Origin of the sequence: Acinetobacter johnsonii, from assembly GCF_048551975.1 — a bacterium.
Classification (GTDB): domain Bacteria; phylum Pseudomonadota; class Gammaproteobacteria; order Pseudomonadales; family Moraxellaceae; genus Acinetobacter; species Acinetobacter johnsonii_A.
On sequence record NZ_JBIMCF010000012.1, the window covers coordinates 45,433 to 67,138 of the forward strand.

Consider the following 21,706-nt stretch of genomic DNA (forward strand, 5'->3'; position numbering starts at 1 on the left):
AGTTTTTACACATCAGATTAAACGAACTGTAGGAATAACCAGAACAAACCACCTGATAAACAGATCGTGGCTGGCAAGGTAAAGATCCAAGCCGAAAGAATGGTTCTTACTGTTGCAAAGTTTAGACCTGACTTGTTTGCCACCATGGTCCCTGCTACCGCAGAATTCAATACGTGTGTAGTCGATACGGGCATACCAAAGCCATCAGCAGCTGCAATCGTAGTCATCGCCACCAATTCTGCTGACATACCTTGACCATAAGTCATATGGTTTTTACCAATACGCTCACCTACAGTCACGACAATACGCTTCCAGCCCACCATCGTACCTAGACCTAAAGCCAATGCCACAGCCACTTTCACCCATGTTGGGATGTACTGTAAGAATGAATCAAGGTTACTACGATATTCTTTTACTGTCTTTTTTCCCGCTTCCGACATCGCTGGCAATTGATCCGCTTTATCCAAACGTTTGAATGCTGTCGTGCTTAAGTACATGTCATTACGTAGTGCAGAAACTTCAGCTTCAGGAATAGCTTTGAGATCACCATAATGGCCAACACGCTCACCCAAATGATCTGTCAAACTGGCTAAAGCAGGTACGACTTCTGGGGTCATTTCTTTGGTTTGAATATATTGCGTGATTACCGTACGGGCTTTTTCATCTGCAATATCGTTATGATTCGGATAAATCACAGCCGCAGTTTGATCTGAAAGTTGAGCAAATGACTGAATGTGCTGTGAATCTAAATTCTTATTTAAAGAATAAGCCAAAGGTACAATACCAATCAAAATCAGCATGATTAGCCCCATACCTTTTTGACCGTCATTTGAACCGTGCGCAAAACTCACACCTGTACAGGTAAAAATCAAAATGGCACGAATCAGTGGCGGTGGTGGTTTGTTGCCTTCAGGTGGTTGGAACAGTTCCATTTGTTTCTTAAAGATTTTTTTTACCAATAAGAATAACACTGCTGCAAAAGCAAAACCGATCATAGGTGAAAACAGTAAAGCTTTACCGACTTTAATCACCTGATCCATATCGACACCCGAAGCGCCGCTACCCGAATGCATCAGGTAGTTCATGATGCCCACACCTAAGATTGAACCAATCAAAGTATGTGAACTTGATGCTGGAATACCCAAGAACCATGTGCCCAAGTTCCACAAAATCGCAGCAATCAGCATGGCAAACACCATGGCAAAACCTGCGCCTGAGCTGACATTCATAATCAACTCAACGGGCAGCAGCGCAATAATACCGTAAGCAACTGCACCACTTGCGACCATAACTCCAAGAAAGTTACAGAAACCTGCCCACATCACCGCAACAGGTGCAGACAGTGCATTGGTATAAATGACCGTTGCAACCGCATTGGCAGTGTCGTGAAAGCCATTTACAAACTCAAAACCCAAAGCAATGAACAAGGCCGTCGCTAAAAGGATTAAAGAGTAAAGATTCAGTGCAGGAACATGCGATAAGTCAGCAGAAAGCTGAAAGCCAATATAAATTAGCGTTGAAATAATGACCGTTAAAAACACCGGCATAAAAAATTTCGGTGTAGGTACGTGCACATTCGTCGACTTGACCTGTGTCACGTGCACCTGATCTTGGACGGGAGGAATATTAGAATTCATGCAGACGGCTAAAGAGGATATCAATATCCCCTATTGTTCAATTTAATTGTGACAATTATATGACAAATGCGTGTCACATGAAGCCAATTTTTTCATAACTGACTTATTTTAGATCAGCAGTAAATCAGCTATAAGCCTTGAACGCACTGTGCTGGCTCAAAATTTAATTTTTCGGTGCGGATTACGCTGAATTATTTTCTTACATTTGGCTGTGTTGTCTGTAACAATCTGCTCCAATCAATATTCTTTCATCTCTACTTATTCTGATCTATTAACATAACGGGTCTATATTTCACTTTCGTGAAAACTAAAGCTAAATCAGCCTTTTTTATTTGCCATATAGCCAATACCACTTGAATTAGGCATTAATCAACCTGCTTTTCTGCTAAAATATTGCACGTTTTGAAAACCTGTTTGTGAGTTTTGAATGTCTACACTTGCCACCTTAAAAGCACTTCTTGCCGAGCGCATCCTTATTATCGATGGTGCAATGGGCACCATGATTCAGCGTCACAAGCTCGAAGAAGAAGATTATCGTGGTGAACGCTTTGCAGATTGGGCATCAGACCTTAAAGGCAACAACGACTTACTGGTTTTAACGCAGCCACAAATTATCCAAGGCATTCATGAAGCTTACCTCGATGCAGGTGCAGACATCATTGAAACCAACAGCTTTAACGGCACACGTGTTTCAATGTCGGACTATCACATGGAAGACCTCGTTCCCGAGATTAACCGTGAAGCAGCGCGCCTAGCCCGTGCGGCATGTGACAAATATTCAACACCAGATAAACCACGTTTTGTTGCAGGTGTACTTGGTCCTACTTCCCGTACCTGTTCCATTTCACCAAACGTCAATGACCCTGCTTTCCGTAACATTACTTTTGATGAACTCAAAGAAAACTATATCGAGGCGACACATGCCCTCATCGAAGGTGGTGCCGATATTCTTCTGATTGAAACGGTATTTGATACGCTGAACTGTAAAGCAGCGATTTTTGCAGTAAAAGAAGTGTTCAAACAACTTGGTCGTGAACTTCCACTCATGATCTCGGGCACCATTACCGATGCATCTGGTCGTACATTAACAGGTCAAACGGCTGAAGCATTCTGGAACTCAGTACGTCATGGTGACTTATTGTCGATTGGTTTTAACTGTGCCTTGGGTGCAGACGCTATGCGTCCACACGTTAAAACCATTAGTGATGTCGCGGATACTTTTGTTTCAGCGCATCCAAATGCTGGTTTACCGAATGCCTTTGGTGAATATGATGAAACGCCAGAGCAAACCGCAGCTTTCTTAAAAGAATTTGCTGAAAGTGGTCTCATCAATATTACAGGTGGTTGTTGTGGTACCACACCAGATCATATCCGTGCCATTTACAATGCAGTAAAAGATATAAAACCACGCCAGATTCCTGAAACCAGACCTGCTTGCCGCCTCAGCGGTTTAGAGCCATTTAACATTTATGATGACTCTTTATTTGTCAATGTCGGTGAGCGTACCAACGTCACAGGTTCAAAAAAATTCCTGCGTTTAATCCGTGAAGAAAACTTTGCCGAAGCTTTAGAAGTCGCTCAGCAACAGGTTGAAGCTGGCGCACAGATTATTGACATTAACATGGATGAAGGGATGCTCGATTCGCAAAATGCGATGGTGCATTTCCTTAACCTTGTCGCTTCTGAACCAGATATCTCACGTGTGCCGATCATGATTGACTCATCAAAATGGGAAATCATTGAAGCGGGTTTGAAATGCGTTCAGGGTAAACCTGTGGTGAACTCAATTTCCCTTAAAGAGGGTTATGATGAGTTTGTCGAAAAAGCCCGTTTATGCCGACAATATGGTGCAGCGGTTATTGTCATGGCATTTGATGAAACAGGTCAGGCCGATACCGCAGAACGCAAGCGCGAAATCTGTAAACGTTCTTATGATATTCTAGTCAATGAAGTGGGCTTCCCTGCTGAAGATATTATTTTTGACCCGAACGTGTTTGCAGTTGCTACGGGGATTGAAGAACACAATAACTACGGCGTCGATTTTATTGAAGCGACAGGTTGGATCAAACAGAACTTACCGCATGCCATGATTTCAGGCGGTGTCTCTAACGTTTCATTCTCTTTCCGTGGCAATGAGCCTGTGCGTGAAGCGATTCACTCTGTGTTCCTTTATTATGCTATCAAACAAGGCATGACCATGGGTATTGTCAATGCTGGTCAAATGGCAATCTATGACGATATTCCAAAAGAACTGAAAGATGCGGTTGAAGACGTTATCCTCAATCAAAATCAGGGGGAAAGTGGACAGGAAGCCACTGAAAAATTACTTGAAATTGCAGAAAAATATCGTAGTCATGGTGGCGCAGCCAAAGAAGCTGAAAACCTTGAATGGCGTAATCAGTCTGTTGAGAAACGTCTTGAATATGCACTGGTTAAAGGGATTACCACTTATATTGATGAAGATACCGAAGAAGCCCGTTTAAAAGCCAAACGCCCTCTTGATGTGATTGAAGGCGCATTGATGGACGGCATGAACGTGGTCGGTGACCTATTCGGCTCAGGAAAAATGTTCCTGCCACAAGTGGTAAAATCTGCCCGTGTGATGAAGCAAGCTGTAGCATGGCTGAATCCGTACATCGAAGCAGAAAAAACAGGCAGCCAGTCTAAAGGTAAAGTCTTGATGGCAACCGTAAAAGGCGATGTACACGATATTGGTAAAAATATTGTGGGCGTGGTGTTGGGCTGTAATGGCTATGATATTGTCGATTTAGGTGTGATGGTTCCTGCGGAAAAAATCTTACAAACTGCGATTGATGAGAAATGTGACATCATCGGTTTGTCTGGTTTGATCACACCATCGCTGGATGAAATGGTGTTTGTGGCCAAAGAAATGCAGCGTAAAGGTTTTACCATTCCTTTACTGATTGGTGGTGCAACCACATCGAAAGCCCATACCGCGGTTAAAATTGACCCGCAATATTCAAATGATGCGGTGATTTATGTGGCTGATGCTTCACGTGCCGTGGGTGTAGCGACTACCCTACTGTCTAAAGAAATGCGTGGCAACTTTATTGCCGAGCATCGTGCTGAATATGCCAAAATTCGTGAGCGTTTAGCCAACAAGCAACCGAAAGCAGCCAAGTTAAGCTATGCAGATTCAGTTGAAAATGGCTTTAAGATTGATGACAACTATGTACCACCAAAACCAAATGCTTTAGGTACTCAAGTCATCACCAACTACCCATTGGCAACGCTGGTTGAATATTTCGACTGGACGCCATTCTTCATTTCTTGGAGCTTGGCAGGTAAATTCCCGAAAATCTTAGAAGATGAAGTGGTCGGTGAAGCTGCGACTGATTTGTACAATCAAGCGCAAGCGATGTTGAAAGACATTATCGAGAATAATCGTTTCGATGCGCGTGCGGTGTTTGGTTTATACCCTGCGCAACGTACGGGTGCAGATACGGTCAGCGTCTTTGATGAAGCGGGTCAAACCGTTACGCATACTTTTGAGCATCTACGTCAGCAGTCTGACAAAGTGACAGGCAAACCAAACTTGTCATTGGCGGACTACATTAAGCCGACAACGACTCAGCAAGACTATTTAGGCGGCTTTACCGTATCGATTTTTGGTGCGGAAGAGTTGGCAAATGAATATAAAGCCAAAGGTGATGACTACTCTGCAATTTTAGTGCAGTCATTGGCAGATCGTTTTGCTGAAGCTTTTGCCGAGCATTTACACGAGCGTATTCGTAAAGAGTTCTGGGGCTATAAAGCCGATGAAACACTGAATAATGAAGAGCTGATTAAAGAGAAGTATGTCGGTATTCGTCCTGCGCCAGGCTACCCTGCTTGCCCTGAACATTCTGAAAAAGCAGTATTGTTTAACTGGTTAGGTTCTGAGGAAAAAATTGGAACCAAGCTGACTGAACACTTTGCCATGATGCCACCATCTTCGGTCAGTGGGTTCTATTATTCACACCCTGAAAGTGAATACTTTAACGTAGGCAAGATTTCTCAAGATCAGCTTGAGGATTATGCAAAACGTAAAGGTTGGTCTCTGGATGTTGCGAAGCGTTGGTTAGCACCGAATTTGGATGATTCGATTGCTTGATTTATAATCCTCCCTAACCCTCCTTTAAAAAGGAGGGAATAAAAAATCCCCTCAATTGAGGGGATTTTTTAAGTCATTTCATTCGTTTCTTTCGAGTTTGCAATATGATCTTTAATTGACTCTTCTAATTTCTTTCTAATTGAAGCTACTATCTGTAGAGCATAATCTTCAGGAGATAATGTTGTAAAATAATTCTCTTTGACAAACCATTTTGTAGATTTCACTTTTTGATATTTATCCCAATCATAACTTTTTAATGTAATAATTTGAGTAAAAGTAGCAATTTCTTGCGCAGAAAATAACATTACCAAATATACATTATATGCACGTAAACAAAGATAGTTATTTTTAGGCTTTAATGATAATAAAATTTTTGTATTAATTTGTTCATTATTTTCCATAACTAATGAACATGTAGTTCTAAAACCTTTCAATACAGATCTATGATTAGTAACTGATTTTAGTACTTGCTCAACCTCCTCATATTCTTGGGATTCAGAAGCAAGTAGACTTAAGAATGATCTACTTGGAAATAAATTATTATTTAAATGTGATGGTTTTTTAACTTTTTTTACCTTCTGAGGTGCTGGAACATATTCCTGTGTTACAAATGACTCTTGTTCATAATATGGTTGAGCAAAATAATCTTTATTTGCATTCTCTTTTAACCACGTACCTATAGAATCCTCATCATATAAATTTATATCTTTTTCCACTGAAACATCAAATAGCTCCGTAATATCTTTATAATTTTCTGTATTTATTAACTCCGTTTGGACATTATTTACATAATTAAGAATCTCATCTTTCGGTAAATAATGACTACTTTTTTCTAAAATTATTTTTTTTAATGACAATAAGCCAAATATATCTTCTTCAGGATTCTCATCCAAAATATCATCTTGATTTTCGAATACATGAAAAGGGGTTATTTTTTCTTGTTCAGTCAGAAAATTCAGAATTTCAGCATTATATTTAATAAATGGATGAAGAAATCCACCTTGCAATATTAGTCTCGGCTCTGGATAAAATGTACTATTTGAAAAATCATTAATAGATGAAATTAAATCTTTATAATATATTTCTGTATTTATCTCATTTTCTAAAATTGATAATGCGATTGCTTTTGTGAAAAAGCTGAAATCTTCTAGGGCATGTGAGGCTTCATTTTCTCTTGAAGAAGAAAGAAAAATTAAATCTTTGAATTTAGACTTTGTACTTTCAACATGCTTTAATAAAACACTAGAAGATTCCTTTAAATAATGTGTTCCTGAATTACAGCAGTCTAAAATTTTGACTGCTAAGTTAGGGTTACACTCTCTCAAGTAGCCATCAACCTCACTGTTTGAAAGTGCACTCGATAAAATTTTGTCATCCGTCGTATTATATAATTTTAGAAACAGCTCATCCGTATCTCTATTCATTTTCCTAATACCATGTCCAGAAAAATAGAATAAAATCTCATTAACTTCTATGTCTTTATATTTAGTAATAAAAGTAGAAATTAGGGATTTAACTTCAGAAGAATTCTTATTATCTAAAATATCAAGAATTTCTGTATATTTTCCACTTAGACGAAGAATATTAGAAATTAGCCTAAAGTCATTTTTTACAGTTGATAAATTATCACTTACATCCAAATATTCACTTGACCCAATAACTATAGCTAAATTAACCATTTATCCCTCAAAATTATTAAATTATTTTGCATATATATCAAAAAAACATTTTTTTCTAAAGTTTTATTACTATAATTTTTCATCAATCTACTTCTAAACTCTCATCTGTATAGTGTTGTCCCCCATCACATTCAATGACGAGGTTCGCAGCGGAACAATAAAAATCTACAATAAAATTAAGAATTGGCTTTTGCCGATAAAACTGTAATCCTAAAATTTGTTTATGGCGTAATCTTTGCCATAGCAATTGTTCTACATCAGTCATGTTACTTCGTAAATCACGAGATGGTTGTTTTAAGTTCTTATTGTAAGGTTGCATTACGATGCTCTTTTTTAAATATTCTTTTAAGAATCTTGGCATAATACTGCCAGAGAATAACAATGTACGAAACATCACCATGAACACAACCCAACTTTTCCTCGGTGTGATCTTTAGCTCAATTGGCTTAGGCTATTTTCTATATGGCAAAAAGCAAAAAATGACCATATTTTTAACTATAGGTCTAGTTTTAATGATCTTCCCTTACTTTATTGAAAGTAACGCATTGCTAGGTGGTATCGGCTTACTTTTATCTACTGTTCCTTACTTTTTACGCTTTTAATATCATTCAAAATCAAGCTGTTTTAATTGAATCTCCACCACATTCCAGTGATGCATCATCTCCCGCAGAACAATAAAATAAACCAAACTAAAAAGACAGTTATCGGCTACCTTCGACACATAGTATTCCCTACGCTCAACAAAGGTATTAAAAACACTTTCAAGCTGCACACGATCAATTTGCTGCTGATCTGGAAAAGATAATGTTAAAACCTTTTGGAATAACGCATCTGAAGTCGCAGCAGTCTTAGGTTGGGCATACTTCATTTGAACGGATTCTAAAAGCTCTTCAATCACATAAATCATCGACTCAATCGCAAGTTCATCCAGCAACCCATGACGCATACTCTTTGACTGTATAAAGCTTAAACCTTGGTCCAGCTGTATATGCTGTCCATCCATTTCAAATGAAAGTTGATCTACGCCGAATGAAAATTTGAGTACATCATTCAGATCAGTCATCACTTCAATACTCCAAAGTCAAAGCACACACATTCAATGCCGTTGTTACCTATCATAATCGTCAGGCCGAAATGCAATCGCGCCATCTTCGTTTGATAAGATAGCGCGATTAAGACTGAAGGTCAGCCGTATTTCGTTAGTTTACTTGCGTCTTCGGTAAAAAGAAGGTCGCTAAACCGAGTAAAGGCAATAACGCACACACGCCAAACACCCATTCAATGCCTTTGACATCAGCCAAATATCCTAAACCTGCTGCGGCAATACCACTTACACCAAACATTAAACCAAACATCAAACCTGCAATCATGCCAACCCGTCCAGGAACGGCTTCTTGTGCATAGACCACCATGGCTGCAAAGGCAGATGACATGACTAAGCCAATGATCACTGACAAGATGGTCGTCCAAAATAGATTGGCATGTGGCATCATCAAAGCAAACGGCGCCATGCCGACAAAAGACACCCAAATCACCGCTTTACGCCCAATTCGGTCTCCAATCGGCCCACCAGCAAATGTACCTAAAGCCACCGCTGCCAAAAAGGCAAATAGGTGTAACTGTGCACTTTGTAAACTGAGGTGAAACTTGTGCATTAAATAAAAAGTGAAATAGTTACTAATACTGGCAATATAGGTAAATTTGGCAAACATCAACACACAAATGGTCGACAGCGCAATAACCAATTGACGTCCATGTAATTTGCTTTGAATTTGCTGTGCCTTGGCTGCCAACTGTTTTTTACTGTGGCTGATGCTCCAACGACTGACACCGAACAGCACCCAAATCGCCAGTAAGGCAAATACAATCAACCATGCCACGGCGTGCTGTCCAAAAGGCACAATAATCAGCGCGGCCAATAAAGGCCCAATGGCTGTACCTGTATTACCACCAACCTGAAAGGTTGATTGTGCTGTACCAAAACGCCCACCCGAAGCCATACGCGCCACACGTGAAGCTTCAGGGTGAAAGGTCGAGGAACCCACACCAATCAATGCCGATGCCATGAGCAATACGATAAAATTCGGTGAAAAGGCCAACAGTAAAATGCCACTAAAAGTCACCACCATGCCGAGTGGCAGCAGATAAGGTTTCGGATGTTTATCGGTATACAGTCCGATCCAAGGTTGCAGTAGCGATGCCGTAATTTGATACACCAATGAAATCAGTCCGACTTGCGCAAAGCTTAAGGAAAAATTGGTTTTCAGCATCGGATAAATGGCTGGCAAAACAGCTTGAATCAAGTCATTGAGCAAATGCGCTACCGCTACCGCTCCCACTACTTTTATAATCATGCCTTGCGGTTGTTCATTGATCGTAGCTTCGCCCATACCCTCTTTCATTTGAATTGAAGACGACATACCTCGCAAACTCCATGTATTTTTCATCAGGCATTGATTGTAAAATGTCATTCATAAGACTATCTTCCAATAATCATTGTATAACTGACAATTTTAAACCACACATGCCAAATTCTCTGATTCAAACCGAATTGTCCGAATTGGTGATTGGGCTTTCTTCTGAGCATACCTATCGAGAGATTACCCCTGCGCATACCCATTCGCGGGCGCAGTTTCTATATGTTTCGACAGGGATGATTCAAGTGTTCACCCCAAACCACGTTTGGATCGTGCCACCAATGTGTGCGCTATGGATTCCGACCCATGTTGAACACAGTGTGATTTCATTAAGCCGAGTTAAACTCAATACTGCATTGGTTCAGGCCGGTGCAGCTGCACTGCTGGGGCAACATTGTTTTATTATTCGGGTCAGCAAGTTATTGCATGAGTTATTGATTCGGCTCAATGCGATAGAACACATTCCACCTTCCGAGCTGATCAGCTCTGATGAACTGTCTCGATCTTTACAGATTTTAATTTTTGATGAAATTCATAAAGCCAATCTGTTGCCCATTCAAATTCCGTGGCCACAAGACAAACGCTTAATGAATATTTGCCAAGCACTATTAAGTACGCCCGATCAGTTAAAAGATTTAAGCACATGGGCCGATGAAATTGGCACCAGCTCCAGAACCTTGATGCGCATGTTTCAAAAGGAAACGGGGCTGTCTTATCGCGCATGGGTTCAGCAAATGCATATTGCCCATGCCTTAAGTAAAATTGCCAGTGGTGAATCTGTCGCGCAGATTGCAAGATCTCTTGGTTATAGCAATCCGAGTGCGTTTAGTACCATGTTTAAACGTCATTTGGGACAGCCCCCGCAACAGTTTAAATATAAAGATGAATAAAATGACACTCGCGACTAAGCACTTAGGCGATCGACAAATAAAATACCATTTAGATGGTCGATTTCATGCTGCACTATGCGCGCAGGAAAACCTTCAAAAGTGCTTTCCATTACTTCACCAGTCAAAGTGTGATACAGCACCTTAATACTTTGCGCACGCTGTGCCTGACCGCGTTCATTCGGCACACTTAAACAGCCTTCTTCACCTGAGGTCGTTGCTTGCGAAAATGCTAAAATTTCAGGATTGACCATCACCACGGCGTCCATTTCTGGTGCATCGGGATAACGTAAATTTGGCCGTGAAGCCACAATAATCACCCGCCTTGAAATATAGACTTGTGGTGCAGCAATGCCTACACCGCTCCGCTCCAACATGGTCGCAATCATCACAGAAGCCAACTGCATGAGCCAGTCGCTATTAAATTCTGCATCTGCGACGCGAGCAGCTTTGAGTCTTAAAATATCTTCACCACGTTGTGCAACAGGTAAAATGACACTCATACACAAATCCTAATTTTTATACCTGTTTATTCTTTTTATATCATAAGCTTTTTATCTTGCCTGCGTTATATATTTACGTTGAGCGTCAAATCAACGATGTTGATTCATGTATAATTTTTAGTTCAAACACCGTAAAGAAAGATTGATTATTCATTCAAAAAAGACTTCTTTAAAATCAAATATAAACCTTTATTCATCTTTGGAAATATACGCATGGACGCAACACCACGTTTGACCAGAGAAGACAAACGTACCCTTGGGCTGTCATCACTCGGTGGTGCACTTGAGTTCTATGACTTTGTTATTTATGTTTTTTACGCCAAAATTATTTCAGAGTTGTTCTTTCCCGCAGGGCTCAGCCCATTTTGGGCTATGCTGAATACTTACGGTATTTTTGCCGCAGGTTACTTCTTCCGTCCACTTGGCGGTGTAGTCATGGCGCACTTTGGCGACCTCATCGGACGCAAGCGTCTATTTAGCTTATCTATTTTGCTGATGGCTTTGCCTACCCTCATGATCGGGGTTATGCCGACCTTTGAAACGATTGGTTATGCCGCACCCTTACTCTTACTCCTTATGCGGGTGGTACAAGGCATTGCAATTGGTGGAGAAATTCCAGCGGCATGGACCTTTGTTTCTGAACATGTTCCATCTGAAAAAATTGGTTTTGCCAATGGCTTACTTACGGCTGGTTTGTCACTCGGCATCTTGCTCGGTGCTTTAATGTCACTGTTCATTTCTCTTCAGTTTAGTGAAGCCGCTATACATGATTGGGCATGGCGCATTCCATTTATTGTGGGCGGTATTTTTGGCTTAGTGGCCTTGTATTTACGCAGTTATTTGAAAGAAACACCCGTATTCAAAGCCATGCAAGCACGTAAAGAGCTTTCTAAAGAAATGCCGGTGAAACAAGTCTTCGCCAGCCATAAAACCGCCGTAGTGATTGGCATGCTCTTGACTTGGTTCTTAACTGCTTGTGTAGTGGTCCTGATTTTAGCCATGCCAAACTTACTGACGGGTGCCTTTGGCTTTGAACGTAGCGATGCTTTTCAAATGCAAAGTGCTGCGATCATCATGCAAATGCTGGGATGCATACTCGCTGGGACATTGGCCGATCGTTTTGGTGCAGCCAAGGTCTTGATTTTTGGCTCGTTCGGTGTCGCCGCTATCGCAACCATTTTCTATCACAGTTTGGGTGCGGTCAGTCCAACTACGGTGTTTGCACTGTATATGCTTTTGGGATTCTTTTCAGGCACTGTTGGACTTGTGTCCTATAGTATGGTCAAGATGTTCCCTGCACCGATCCGCTTTTCGGGCATTTCGTTTTCCTACAATGTCGCCTATGCCATTGCAGGAGGCATCACACTGCCTTTGGTTCAATGGCTCAGTCTCTATAGCAACATTGGAGCGATGTATTATATTTGGCTGGTCTGTTTGGTTTGCTTCTTCACAGCTTTGGTTTATCGAACTCGGTTCGAGGCTAAGCACTAAAATGATAAACCCCTTCAATCGAAGGGTTTTCTTTTTATATAACCTAATTTGAAAACATGAGGTCAAAACCTTTAGCTTAAGGTTTCTGCATGCAAATTTTGACGCAGTTCATCTTCTACGATATCCAGCTCGATTTGGCTAAACTTACGAATTTCGCCTTCAGCATGTTTTTCTAACATACCACCAATCAATGGCACTTTCACTTTTACAGTCCATTCCAGTTGAAAGTGAATCTGCTCATCATTACCCGATACACTACGTTGGCACACAGCTTCTAAAGGTAGGTTGGGGTCTAAACGAACTTCCGAACTCAATACAACTAAATTGCTGACGTCGGTACGTTGTAAACGAAATGCATCTTTAAGAAATTTCTTCGCAATATCAGGAATATTGACATCCAAATTATACGCACGCTTGAGGGTATAAATATCGCCGACTTTATTCGACTCCAAAATTTCCAACTTCTCACCGGGAATACGACGACAAACATTTTCATGTAAGCTGATATCGGCTGCGAGTCGACGGAAGTCATCCAATGAAACACCTTTGATGGTGGCATTGACTACAAACTGATGTGCCATAGCATTAAATCCTTTATTTTTTATTTTTGTAAACATCCATGCTCTGATCAGGACTGAAAAACTGGATCTCGTCATCCTGTAGAAGGGCCAAATATAGACGATGTTCCAGCACCGACTATACCGCGATCTGGATATCAATGTGTGCCATTCTGTATGACAATATCATCTGCAATATGAATAAAAATCACGCGCTCAAAACAGGCCAAGCGAATATCAAAATGCTCGGCCCCATCATCCAGTCCTGTGACCGCCCAACTTGCACTACTGGGTAAATCACCCAGCCAAGTGGCCTGATAAAAATCCGCAACCGCATCAAAGCCCAAATATTGCTGTGGACTTTCCTTTAACCGTTCTATGACCGACTCAAATTGAGCCAATTGTGCATGTTTAAAGTCAATCAACACTACCTAGCCTATACACTTTTGAGCTGTTGTTTATGACGTACCTGAGTCCATTGCCACCATCCAAAAGCCGCCAAGCCAACAAAGCCTGCATATAAAGCCGCGGTTAGGAACAAATCTTTATAGATAAACATACCGACATAAACAATATCGACAAATACCCACAGCACCCATGTCGCAATATGTTTACGACTGGTCCAATAGGTCGCCAACAGACTAAATGCTGCGAGCTGCGCATCCAATAGCGGTACAGCTGCATCGGTAAAATACTTTAAGCTAAGGCCAAATGCTGCACCAGCCACAGCGGCAAGTAGCATTTGCAAAATCACTTGCCGAGCTGTAATCGGTTCAATCCGAATATCATGATCTTGTTGTTTACCTTTGAACCAGTGATAAAAACCGTAAAAGTTCACCACCACAAAGAAAAACTGCAAAATGGTTTCGCCATATAGCTTATACGTATAAAACAAATAGGCATATAACAAGAAAGCAGCAAAGTTAAACCACCAACACCACATATTGCGCTTAATGGTCAACGTCACCCCAATTAAGCTAATAATGACTGCAAATATTTCAAGGCTAGACATGGTTCAACTGGCATTCAAAGAAGTGCTGCTATTATGAAAAAAAACTCAATAAAGGCAAGACAATTCCGCTCAATCTAAACGTCGTTTTTTTTCGGGGAATCGGTTCAAACTATCGAGTCACAGAATGGATACTTATAAGTTTTGACAGTTTTCTAACCATCGTTTAAGAACTTATAAAACGATGCAGGAATAATCAAAATGTCAGAACAACAAGGTCGTGTCAGTCGCGAAGTTCGCGGTTCGTTATTTTTAATTGGTTTAGACCGCGCAGCCAAGCGCAATGCTTTCGATAGCCATATGATTCATGACTTATCACTAGCCCTTACCGAATATGAGGATGATCCTTCACTGCGCTGTGCTGTAATTTTTGCGCACGGAGAACACTTTACTGCTGGGCTTGATTTGGTTGAGTTACAACCCAAACTCACTGCAGGCGTTTTCGACTTTCCCGCGTCACAAATTAACCCTTGGGGCACCAGTTCCAGACCTCGCACAAAACCCGTGGTTGTGGCAGTCCAAGGCTTTTGCTTTACCGCGGGAATTGAACTGATGCTCAATGCCGATGTGGTGATTGCCGATGCCAATACACAATTTGCCCAAATGGAAGTACAGCGCGGCATTTTACCCTTTGGCGGTGCAACGGTTCGCTTTGTACAAGCGGCGGGTTGGAACAAGGCTATGCGCTATCTACTCACAGGTGACAGTTTCAATGCGCAAGTAGCTCTCGATCTCAATTTAATTACCGAGGTCGCAGAAGCATCTATGCCAAATGCTGCATTAGAGCGAGCATTGAGCCTTGCGGAATCGATTGCACAAGCTGCTCCTCTCGCCGTTCAAGCTACGCTGGCTTCTGCGCAACAAGCCGTACAACACGGCGCAGACTATGCCTTTGCACATTTACAAGAGCACCTTAGTCCTTTACTCAAAACCCAAGATGTCCAAGAAGGTGTAATGGCAATGCTACAACGTCGCCCTGCTCAGTTTAAGGGACAGTAAAGCTCAAAAGTCTGGAACCGACTTTAGTATTTAACAAAAAAGAAGAAATGATGATGCAAGCCACCGCCCATTTAGATTCGACTCAAATTGAGAAACAAACTGTACAATTCTCAGCAATCGATGGTTATGTACTCGTTGGCACACGTTATTCCTCATCTGAGCCGATCAAAGCCAACATCATTGTTGTGCCAGTGCAACAGGTGTACCACAACAGTTTTATCGCCGCTTTGCCGAGTATGCAGTAGCGCTAGGTTATCAAGTCCTAACTTTTGATTATCGTGGTGTGGGGCTTTCTGCACCGAAGCAAATCAAAGGTTTTAGCATGTCCTATTTGGACTGGGGACAGCTAGACTTGTCGGCTGCTATTGACTCTATCCGCAAAGATGACAAACCTATTTTTGTGGTTGGACACTCTTATGGAGGCCAAGCACTCGGTTTAAAACGCAACCATGACAAAGTCACTGCGATGTATTGTTTGGCACAGGGACGGGTTGGCATGGCTATATGCCGTTTCGGGAGAAAATGAAAGTGCATGTCATGTGAAATCTTATTTTCCCGCCGATGGTTGCACTAAAGGGCTATCTGCCTTGGAGCCTGCTAAAAATGGGTACCGATTTACCTGTGGATGTCACACACAGTGGCGAAAATGGTGTAAAAATCCAACCTACTTTTTTGCAGATCCCGAACAACAACACTTGCTGGAACAATATGCACAGATCAAAACCCCTATCTATGCTGTTTCAACACTGGATGATGACTGGGCTTTACCCGACTCAAGGCATGCATTTATGCAGCATTACCGGCATGCGAACATGCATTATCTCAATATTGAAGCCAATAACTATGGCTTAAAAGAAACAGGATGACTTCTATCTAACTCATGTTGCGTAACGAATTCTTAAACAGTTATCCATGGCTGTAATGGACGCTGAAGAGGCTTAAGCAAGGAGCTCAATCACGAGTACGATGGCTTTTTTTATGCTCGCGTCCACTGCGGTCAATATGCGTATAAAACACGCCATAGCGACTTACATAGTATTCAAGCGACTGATCATAGAAACTCCAAAAAATAGACCATTCATTTAAATCCATTTTGCGGATTTGCGTCTGGGTTTTCGCAGGCATTTTGACCAATAAGGTGCTTTGCATCAGCGTTGCATCTTCTTCAGCCGTGAGCAATATCGCTTGATCTAGAAATAGAGTCGCCACGTCATCGAACAGCTCTTGTTCATAAGCATCAACTTCAATAACACGCTCAATCTGAGGTGCTCTATTGGTATGCGTTGCCATTTGCACAGATGCTACTTCCGATTCAACCGCTTTTTTTTGTCGCTTCAGAAAGCCGTGCTTTTTTTGAATTTTGACTACAATAATAGATGCTGCAACCAAAGCAATGAGTATGCAAATCATCAGTAAAAATGTCGCCATGCTCTGCTCTCGTAACAAATATTCCCTTTTAAAATACAGCATTATCGCTCAAATAAACACCAAATTAATTAAAACAGACTACGTATGAAATCAAATGCTCAATTCGATGACTTGTACTTGAGTATTGATTCTCAGCCCCATTCAAGTGATTCAACACATATTCGTACAAACGTGAAAGGCATCACGATATGTGATTTTTCACTCACAAAATCACTATAAAAAATAATTAACTTAGTGCGATTGAACAACAAAGTTACATCGGTACTAACAGTAATTCAATTTAATAAATATAGTCGCTAGCATGAAATAGCTGTTTCTATAGCTCTAAGAAGAAAAGATGATACGGGCAGCCCAAATTCAGGATATTTCTGAAATTTTAGATGTCGTGCACGACAGTATTCGATCATGTATCAAAGACCACCATCGCCATGAAAGTACGATTCAAATTTGGCTAGAAAATAAAACCCAATCCAACCTGATTATGTGGATGCACTATAACGACAGCTGGGTTTATGTACTCAATCAGCACGTAGTAGGTTTTATTATGGTCAGTGATCAAGGTCGTATTTTACTCAATTATATTTCATCCGCTGAACAACAGCGCGGTATTGGGAAAGCCTTATTAGAGACCGTTATTGAACATCTTAAACGTAAAAAAATTCACCAAATTAGTTTAGAAAGCACCCAAACAGCATGCTCTTTTTATCAAAAACATGGCTTTCAAATCCATGTCCAAGACATTCCAAATCCCAAAATGGTGACCATGGTTAAACTCTTATCCTAAGGTTTATTAACAGAAGTATGACTCAACTAAATTCACTCATTTTCATAGGATTCATTGGGCATTTTCATCTGATCACGGCCCGCTTCTTTGGCTTGATACAGTTTTAAATCGGCCGCTTTCATAAGGTCATGAATATTGGCATAAATCGTTTCATGATCCATCCACGACACCCCCATACTCAAAGTCACATAATCTTTGCCATCTAGGCGGTTATGATGCTCAAAGCGCGCACTACGCACTGCATCTAAAACGGTTTGCATAATCTGACTAATAATCGCAATTGGGACATTATATAAAACAATGGCAAACTCCTCCCCACCATAGCGTGCTAAGTAGGCATTATGTGGCAGTACTGCACCAATCACTTTGACCAGATTTTGCAGAACTTCATCGCCCTTTAGGTGCCCATAGAAATCATTATAATTTTTGAAATAATCGACATCCATCATGGCAAAAACCAAAGTTGCATGACTATTTTGTTGTGTTTCAATAAAGCGCTGCTGAATTTCCTGATTCAATGCACGCCGATTATAGGCACCTGTTAGGGCATCAATTTGAATTTGATATTCGAGTTTTTCATTTAAGTCATGTAATTGAGAGGTGCGCTGTTGCACTTTTTGCTCTAAAGAATCATTCAATTCAATTAAATTATTATTTAAACGTTCGGTATGGTAAGTCTGATAAGCATAGTTCCGTGATTGTTGGAACATCACCAAAAGTGCATACAGACTGGTAGAGATAAAAGAGAGATGAATAGAATCAATCACATGTAGCGTTAGTAAAAAGTCATGAATGACCGATATACACAGCAATACCACGGCGTATAAATTGATTTTCGAATATTTTTGTTTGGTCTTTAAAGTAAGGTAAAAACCATAAGCAAAATTAAGCAAAATAACAATACTGAAAAATGCGCTATAAAAAGCAAGCTGCTCAAAAACAACTTGCTCCGATAACAAGGTAATGACGATATTCAAGGTCAAAACCAACATGGAAACGGTATAAATCCAACGCTGTAAATAGTACTGATTGAGCAAATACATATAGCTCAAAAAAAACATGACCGCTAAATAGATAAATAAATATTCTAAGCGTATGCCCCACAACCAGTTGATATCTAGGAAGGTCGTATAAGCATATGGCGCAGTAAAAAGATTATGTAAGGCAAGAAATAAAATAAAAATACCAAAAACAAAAAAAATTTTACTATTCCGTTTATCTGAACCATGGAACATCGAGAACATCGAGAACATCGTGGTGAACATTCCTACACCAAACACCACGCCACAGATCATGGCGATACTCATCATCAATTGCTGATAATTTCGATTAATCGTTTTAGCAATGCCAATATGCATGGGGCTTTCAAGGCCGCCGCGTAAATTGTTAAAGTTTGAGGCTTGTATACTTAAAGTAAAATAGGAGCCGTCAGGGACAAAATAAGCAATCCGCGGTGCATTTTCTGTTTGCTGTGCTCCCGCATTATCCGCGACATTCCCTAAACGAACTAAAAAATCGCCATTGAGATAAATCCGATAAGCACAATTTTGATTGGGGATATGAATAGCTAATCTTCGGCCAATAAATTCATCCGGAATTTTGAAATGAGCGATAAAAGTCCCATACCCAGTATTACTGCCTGTAAGTTTTTGAAATGAAATTGGCAATTCTGTAGTTTTAGAAGGAAGTTGATGATTAGGCTGAGAAATCAGCTCTTGGTCATAATAAGACCATGTACCTTTTAAATAACTGGTGGTTTGTTCGGTGAATTGAATGTGATTGACATTTTTTTGATGCAAATAATACTGCGTGGGCTCAGCTTCATATTGTGCCCACGTCGAAGGTATCAAACTTAAAACCAGCAAACAGCCTAAAATAAGCCCAAACAAAGACTGTTTGCTCAATGAGCTATACAAAAGCGACTCTTCCCTTAAATACGCTCTGCCTAAGAATTAATCTACAAATGTTTTTCTTAAAAACCAAGTGTTTTTACAAATTAATCAAATACATCCTTGTAATTGACTCTTTTATTTATCACTATTTCTGATTAATCACGTGTTTTTACATCATACAATTCAATTTCAAAAATCAAATTTGAATTGGCAGGAATAATATTGCCCATTTTACGCTCACCATAAGCCAAGTGTGATGGCACGATGAGTTTACGTTTTCCCCCCACTTTCATGCCCATAATCCCTTGGTCCCAGCCTTTAATGACACGGCCTGTCCCAATCACGGTTTCAAAGTAGTTTCCACGGTCTAAAGATGAGTCAAACTTCGTTCCATCTTCTAACCAGCCCGTATAATGTGTGGTGATTAAAGCACCTTTAACTGCTTCTTTACCTTCACCGATAACCAAATCAATAATTTCTAATTCTGCGCTCATATTCTCGCTCCAACCTATTCAATCAATAAATCTAGTTAAACTGCATACTTATTGCAATTTCGTCCACTCAATAATGGCTTGAGCATGGTCCCCAATTAAAGTCCACTCACCATCCATCACATTCAACTGAAGTTGCATAGTACGCTCACACAGGGCTTGAACTGCTTCAGTACTTGCAGTCGACAACTGCCAAATTTCAACATTGTTCAATGTCTTCAACTTACTGTTGCGCTTATACCATTCATCGACCGCTGTGCCATAAGTGACAATCGCCACTTGCTTACAACGTGCACTGGCTTTTTTCACTTTATCTTCGTCTGGGCTGCCCACTTCAATCCATTTCACCAGCTGACCCGTGAGGTCTTTTTCCCATAGCGCAGGCTCATTGGTTTCAAATAAATCTTTGGTAAACTCTAAAGCTTCATCCGCAAAACGTGCAAATGCCAACAAACGCACCATCAAACGCTCAATGGTTTCTGAAGGATGCAATGCCAAAGTCAGTTGATAGTCCCCATATTGGTGGACATCCATATTGGCAATATTCAAATCTGCCTTATAAATTGTAGCTTTAAGCGCCATACATACCATCCTCAAATTTGCCGACTAGCATATAAGATTTCGGCTTTTTTTGCTTAAAACAATTTAAGTCATTGCTCTATGTGACATGCAAAAAGTGCGCTTTCAAAATCCATCCAATCTCTTTCATTTTGAACAATCAATTCAACTCGATTATCAATCCCTTCCTCGACATCTTGATAGTTAAATTGTTCAGGATTGAAATTAAATGCCTTCCACCCCTGATTGGTATGGAAAATTCCTTTAATCCGTCGCCAATCTTGCTGTTCACAAAGTAAATCGAGTAAATCGTAAAAGTTGAAAACCCAACGCTTCGGCATTTTCCAACCTGCAACACTATAACCTTGTGCCGTTTCTACATAGTGATAAGGCAACTGTTTAATCTTAGGAAAATCTTGTTGAGTCGCTTTCAACTGTTGCTGAATGTTCAGTAAAGGCTGCTTGAATCTTTTTGTTCCGATGTACTCAAAATCGATTTGCGCAAGCTCAATCTTGCCCTGCTCTGCCATCAGCCACTGCTGAGCGTAAGGCTGATATTCGGTTTGCAGTTTTTCAAGAGCATCTTGATCTGCTTTTTGCATATGAGCTTGATGCGAAACCACCACAATCTGCGCCGCTTTTAATTGATCTTGATACAGATTTTGTGCTGTCCAAGCATGATCATGTAAACGCGAACCATCCAGCACCGTGATCGGTGCACGCATCTGTAGGGTCGAGTGCCAATGTGGCTCGGTCAGTTGCTCTAGTAACTGTGCGGGATGCCCCAAGCCTGTGGGTTCAATAAACAACCGATTAGGCTTTTGTTCTGAGAGCAAACGAGACAGTGCAATTTGCATCGGTAGTTGGCTGCTACAACATAAACAACCACCGAGTAATTCTTTCACCGCATAGCCTTCCGTTTGTGGCATGAGCTGTTGATCTACGCCAATTTGCCCAAACTCATTCATCAGTACCGCCCAAACTTCATGTTCAGGTTTCTGACCTAACAAATACTTGAGCAAAGTGGTTTTACCTGCACCAAGAAAACCCGAAATAATATGCGTAGGAACCGCCTGCGGCATCGACATCAGTTTCAAAATTTTATACCTAGCATGGAATATGATAAAATCAGCACAATAAAATAAGCCATCATCTTAATTTAAATCACCAATTTTCTCATTTCAAATCCATGGCGTCGAACACTCAGCATTCAATTGGCTGATATTTCATTCATCGATACCCGTATTGGACAAACTTCCT

At 40.7% G+C, this 21,706-nt stretch carries 19 protein-coding genes and 2 pseudogenes; 7 read left to right on the forward strand and 14 right to left on the reverse strand.

Annotated features, from left to right (window positions below; all coding sequences use genetic code 11):
- Positions 1-17: 17 nt before the first annotated feature.
- On the reverse strand, positions 18-1,637 hold the full coding sequence (locus tag ACG9ZB_RS10605) for an inorganic phosphate transporter (RefSeq protein WP_419325712.1): 1,620 nt from the start codon (positions 1,635-1,637) through the stop codon (positions 18-20).
- 427 nt (positions 1,638-2,064) lie between these two features.
- Here ACG9ZB_RS10605 and metH point away from each other — a divergent pair, with 427 nt between their 5' ends.
- Entirely contained in the window at positions 2,065-5,751 is a 3,687-nt protein-coding gene (metH, locus tag ACG9ZB_RS10610; protein ID WP_419325713.1) for a methionine synthase, read from the forward strand.
- A 68-nt stretch (positions 5,752-5,819) separates the two neighbouring features.
- On the opposite strand, the gene ACG9ZB_RS10615 is transcribed toward metH, so the two are convergent.
- Together ACG9ZB_RS10615 and ACG9ZB_RS10620 are read right to left on the reverse strand one after the other, a co-directional pair.
- On the reverse strand, positions 5,820-7,430 hold the full coding sequence (locus ACG9ZB_RS10615) for a caspase family protein (protein WP_419325715.1): 1,611 nt from the start codon (positions 7,428-7,430) through the stop codon (positions 5,820-5,822).
- Between the two features lie 85 nt (positions 7,431-7,515).
- Positions 7,516-7,749 (reverse strand): annotated as a pseudogene (locus tag ACG9ZB_RS10620) (endonuclease domain-containing protein); the annotation flags it as partial.
- Between the two features lie 79 nt (positions 7,750-7,828).
- On the opposite strand from ACG9ZB_RS10620, the gene ACG9ZB_RS10625 reads away from it, so the two are divergent.
- Positions 7,829-8,032, forward strand: coding sequence for an amino acid transport protein (locus ACG9ZB_RS10625; RefSeq protein WP_419325717.1), 204 nt, complete (start codon positions 7,829-7,831; stop codon positions 8,030-8,032).
- A gap of 2 nt (positions 8,033-8,034) precedes the next feature.
- Here ACG9ZB_RS10625 and ACG9ZB_RS10630 read toward each other — a convergent pair whose 3' ends face one another.
- On the reverse strand, positions 8,035-8,493 hold the full coding sequence (locus ACG9ZB_RS10630; protein WP_419325718.1) for a hypothetical protein: 459 nt from the start codon (positions 8,491-8,493) through the stop codon (positions 8,035-8,037).
- A gap of 136 nt (positions 8,494-8,629) precedes the next feature.
- Positions 8,630-9,850, reverse strand: a complete 1,221-nt coding sequence (locus ACG9ZB_RS10635) for an MFS transporter (protein WP_419325720.1) — start codon at positions 9,848-9,850, stop codon at positions 8,630-8,632.
- A gap of 104 nt (positions 9,851-9,954) precedes the next feature.
- Here ACG9ZB_RS10635 and ACG9ZB_RS10640 point away from each other — a divergent pair, with 104 nt between their 5' ends.
- On the forward strand, positions 9,955-10,737 hold the full coding sequence (locus tag ACG9ZB_RS10640) for an AraC family transcriptional regulator (RefSeq protein WP_419325721.1): 783 nt from the start codon (positions 9,955-9,957) through the stop codon (positions 10,735-10,737).
- A gap of 14 nt (positions 10,738-10,751) precedes the next feature.
- On the opposite strand, the gene def is transcribed toward ACG9ZB_RS10640, so the two are convergent.
- Positions 10,752-11,237 (reverse strand): peptide deformylase, encoded by a 486-nt coding sequence (gene def, locus ACG9ZB_RS10645; protein ID WP_419325723.1) that lies wholly within the window; start codon positions 11,235-11,237, stop codon positions 10,752-10,754.
- Between the two features lie 213 nt (positions 11,238-11,450).
- Here def and ACG9ZB_RS10650 point away from each other — a divergent pair, with 213 nt between their 5' ends.
- The gene (locus ACG9ZB_RS10650; RefSeq protein ID WP_419325724.1) at positions 11,451-12,728 is read left to right on the forward strand and encodes an MFS transporter; all 1,278 of its coding nucleotides are present in this window, start codon (positions 11,451-11,453) and stop codon (positions 12,726-12,728) included.
- Between the two features lie 71 nt (positions 12,729-12,799).
- Here ACG9ZB_RS10650 and ACG9ZB_RS10655 read toward each other — a convergent pair whose 3' ends face one another.
- The 3 genes from ACG9ZB_RS10655 to pnuC form a co-directional block, all read right to left on the reverse strand.
- A complete protein-coding gene (locus ACG9ZB_RS10655) occupies positions 12,800-13,309 on the reverse strand; it encodes a DUF2505 family protein (RefSeq protein WP_058869189.1) in 510 nt (169 codons plus the stop codon).
- Between the two features lie 134 nt (positions 13,310-13,443).
- On the reverse strand, positions 13,444-13,713 hold the full coding sequence (locus tag ACG9ZB_RS10660; RefSeq protein WP_419325725.1) for a hypothetical protein: 270 nt from the start codon (positions 13,711-13,713) through the stop codon (positions 13,444-13,446).
- Positions 13,714-13,721: 8 nt separating this feature from the next.
- A complete protein-coding gene (gene pnuC / locus ACG9ZB_RS10665) occupies positions 13,722-14,297 on the reverse strand; it encodes a nicotinamide riboside transporter PnuC (protein ID WP_419325726.1) in 576 nt (191 codons plus the stop codon).
- 198 nt (positions 14,298-14,495) lie between these two features.
- Here pnuC and ACG9ZB_RS10670 point away from each other — a divergent pair, with 198 nt between their 5' ends.
- Together ACG9ZB_RS10670 and ACG9ZB_RS10675 are read left to right on the forward strand one after the other, a co-directional pair.
- On the forward strand, positions 14,496-15,293 hold the full coding sequence (locus tag ACG9ZB_RS10670) for a crotonase/enoyl-CoA hydratase family protein (RefSeq protein ID WP_419325727.1): 798 nt from the start codon (positions 14,496-14,498) through the stop codon (positions 15,291-15,293).
- Positions 15,294-15,346: 53 nt separating this feature from the next.
- Positions 15,347-16,156, forward strand: a pseudogene (locus ACG9ZB_RS10675) (alpha/beta fold hydrolase); the annotation flags it as partial.
- Positions 16,157-16,244: 88 nt separating this feature from the next.
- On the opposite strand, the gene ACG9ZB_RS10680 reads toward ACG9ZB_RS10675, so the two are convergent.
- Positions 16,245-16,721, reverse strand: a complete 477-nt coding sequence (locus ACG9ZB_RS10680; RefSeq protein ID WP_419325728.1) for a hypothetical protein — start codon at positions 16,719-16,721, stop codon at positions 16,245-16,247.
- Positions 16,722-17,058: 337 nt separating this feature from the next.
- Between ACG9ZB_RS10680 and ACG9ZB_RS10685 the strand changes: the two genes are divergently transcribed.
- A complete protein-coding gene (locus tag ACG9ZB_RS10685; RefSeq protein ID WP_058869183.1) occupies positions 17,059-17,505 on the forward strand; it encodes a GNAT family N-acetyltransferase in 447 nt (148 codons plus the stop codon).
- A gap of 32 nt (positions 17,506-17,537) precedes the next feature.
- Here the strand turns inward: ACG9ZB_RS10685 and ACG9ZB_RS10690 are convergent, their stop codons facing one another.
- From ACG9ZB_RS10690 to ACG9ZB_RS10705, 4 genes are all read right to left on the reverse strand, one after another.
- On the reverse strand, positions 17,538-19,421 hold the full coding sequence (locus ACG9ZB_RS10690; protein WP_419325730.1) for a diguanylate cyclase domain-containing protein: 1,884 nt from the start codon (positions 19,419-19,421) through the stop codon (positions 17,538-17,540).
- A gap of 131 nt (positions 19,422-19,552) precedes the next feature.
- Positions 19,553-19,891 carry an FKBP-type peptidyl-prolyl cis-trans isomerase gene (locus ACG9ZB_RS10695; RefSeq protein ID WP_419325731.1) on the reverse strand — a complete coding sequence of 113 codons (339 nt, stop codon included), beginning with the start codon at positions 19,889-19,891 and terminating at the stop codon, positions 19,553-19,555.
- A gap of 48 nt (positions 19,892-19,939) precedes the next feature.
- Positions 19,940-20,470: a YaeQ family protein gene (locus ACG9ZB_RS10700; protein ID WP_004694442.1), complete on the reverse strand. Its 531-nt coding sequence runs from the start codon at positions 20,468-20,470 to the stop codon at positions 19,940-19,942.
- 68 nt (positions 20,471-20,538) lie between these two features.
- On the reverse strand, positions 20,539-21,543 hold the full coding sequence (locus ACG9ZB_RS10705) for a CobW family GTP-binding protein (RefSeq protein ID WP_419325732.1): 1,005 nt from the start codon (positions 21,541-21,543) through the stop codon (positions 20,539-20,541).
- Between the last annotated feature and the right edge of the window lie 163 nt (positions 21,544-21,706).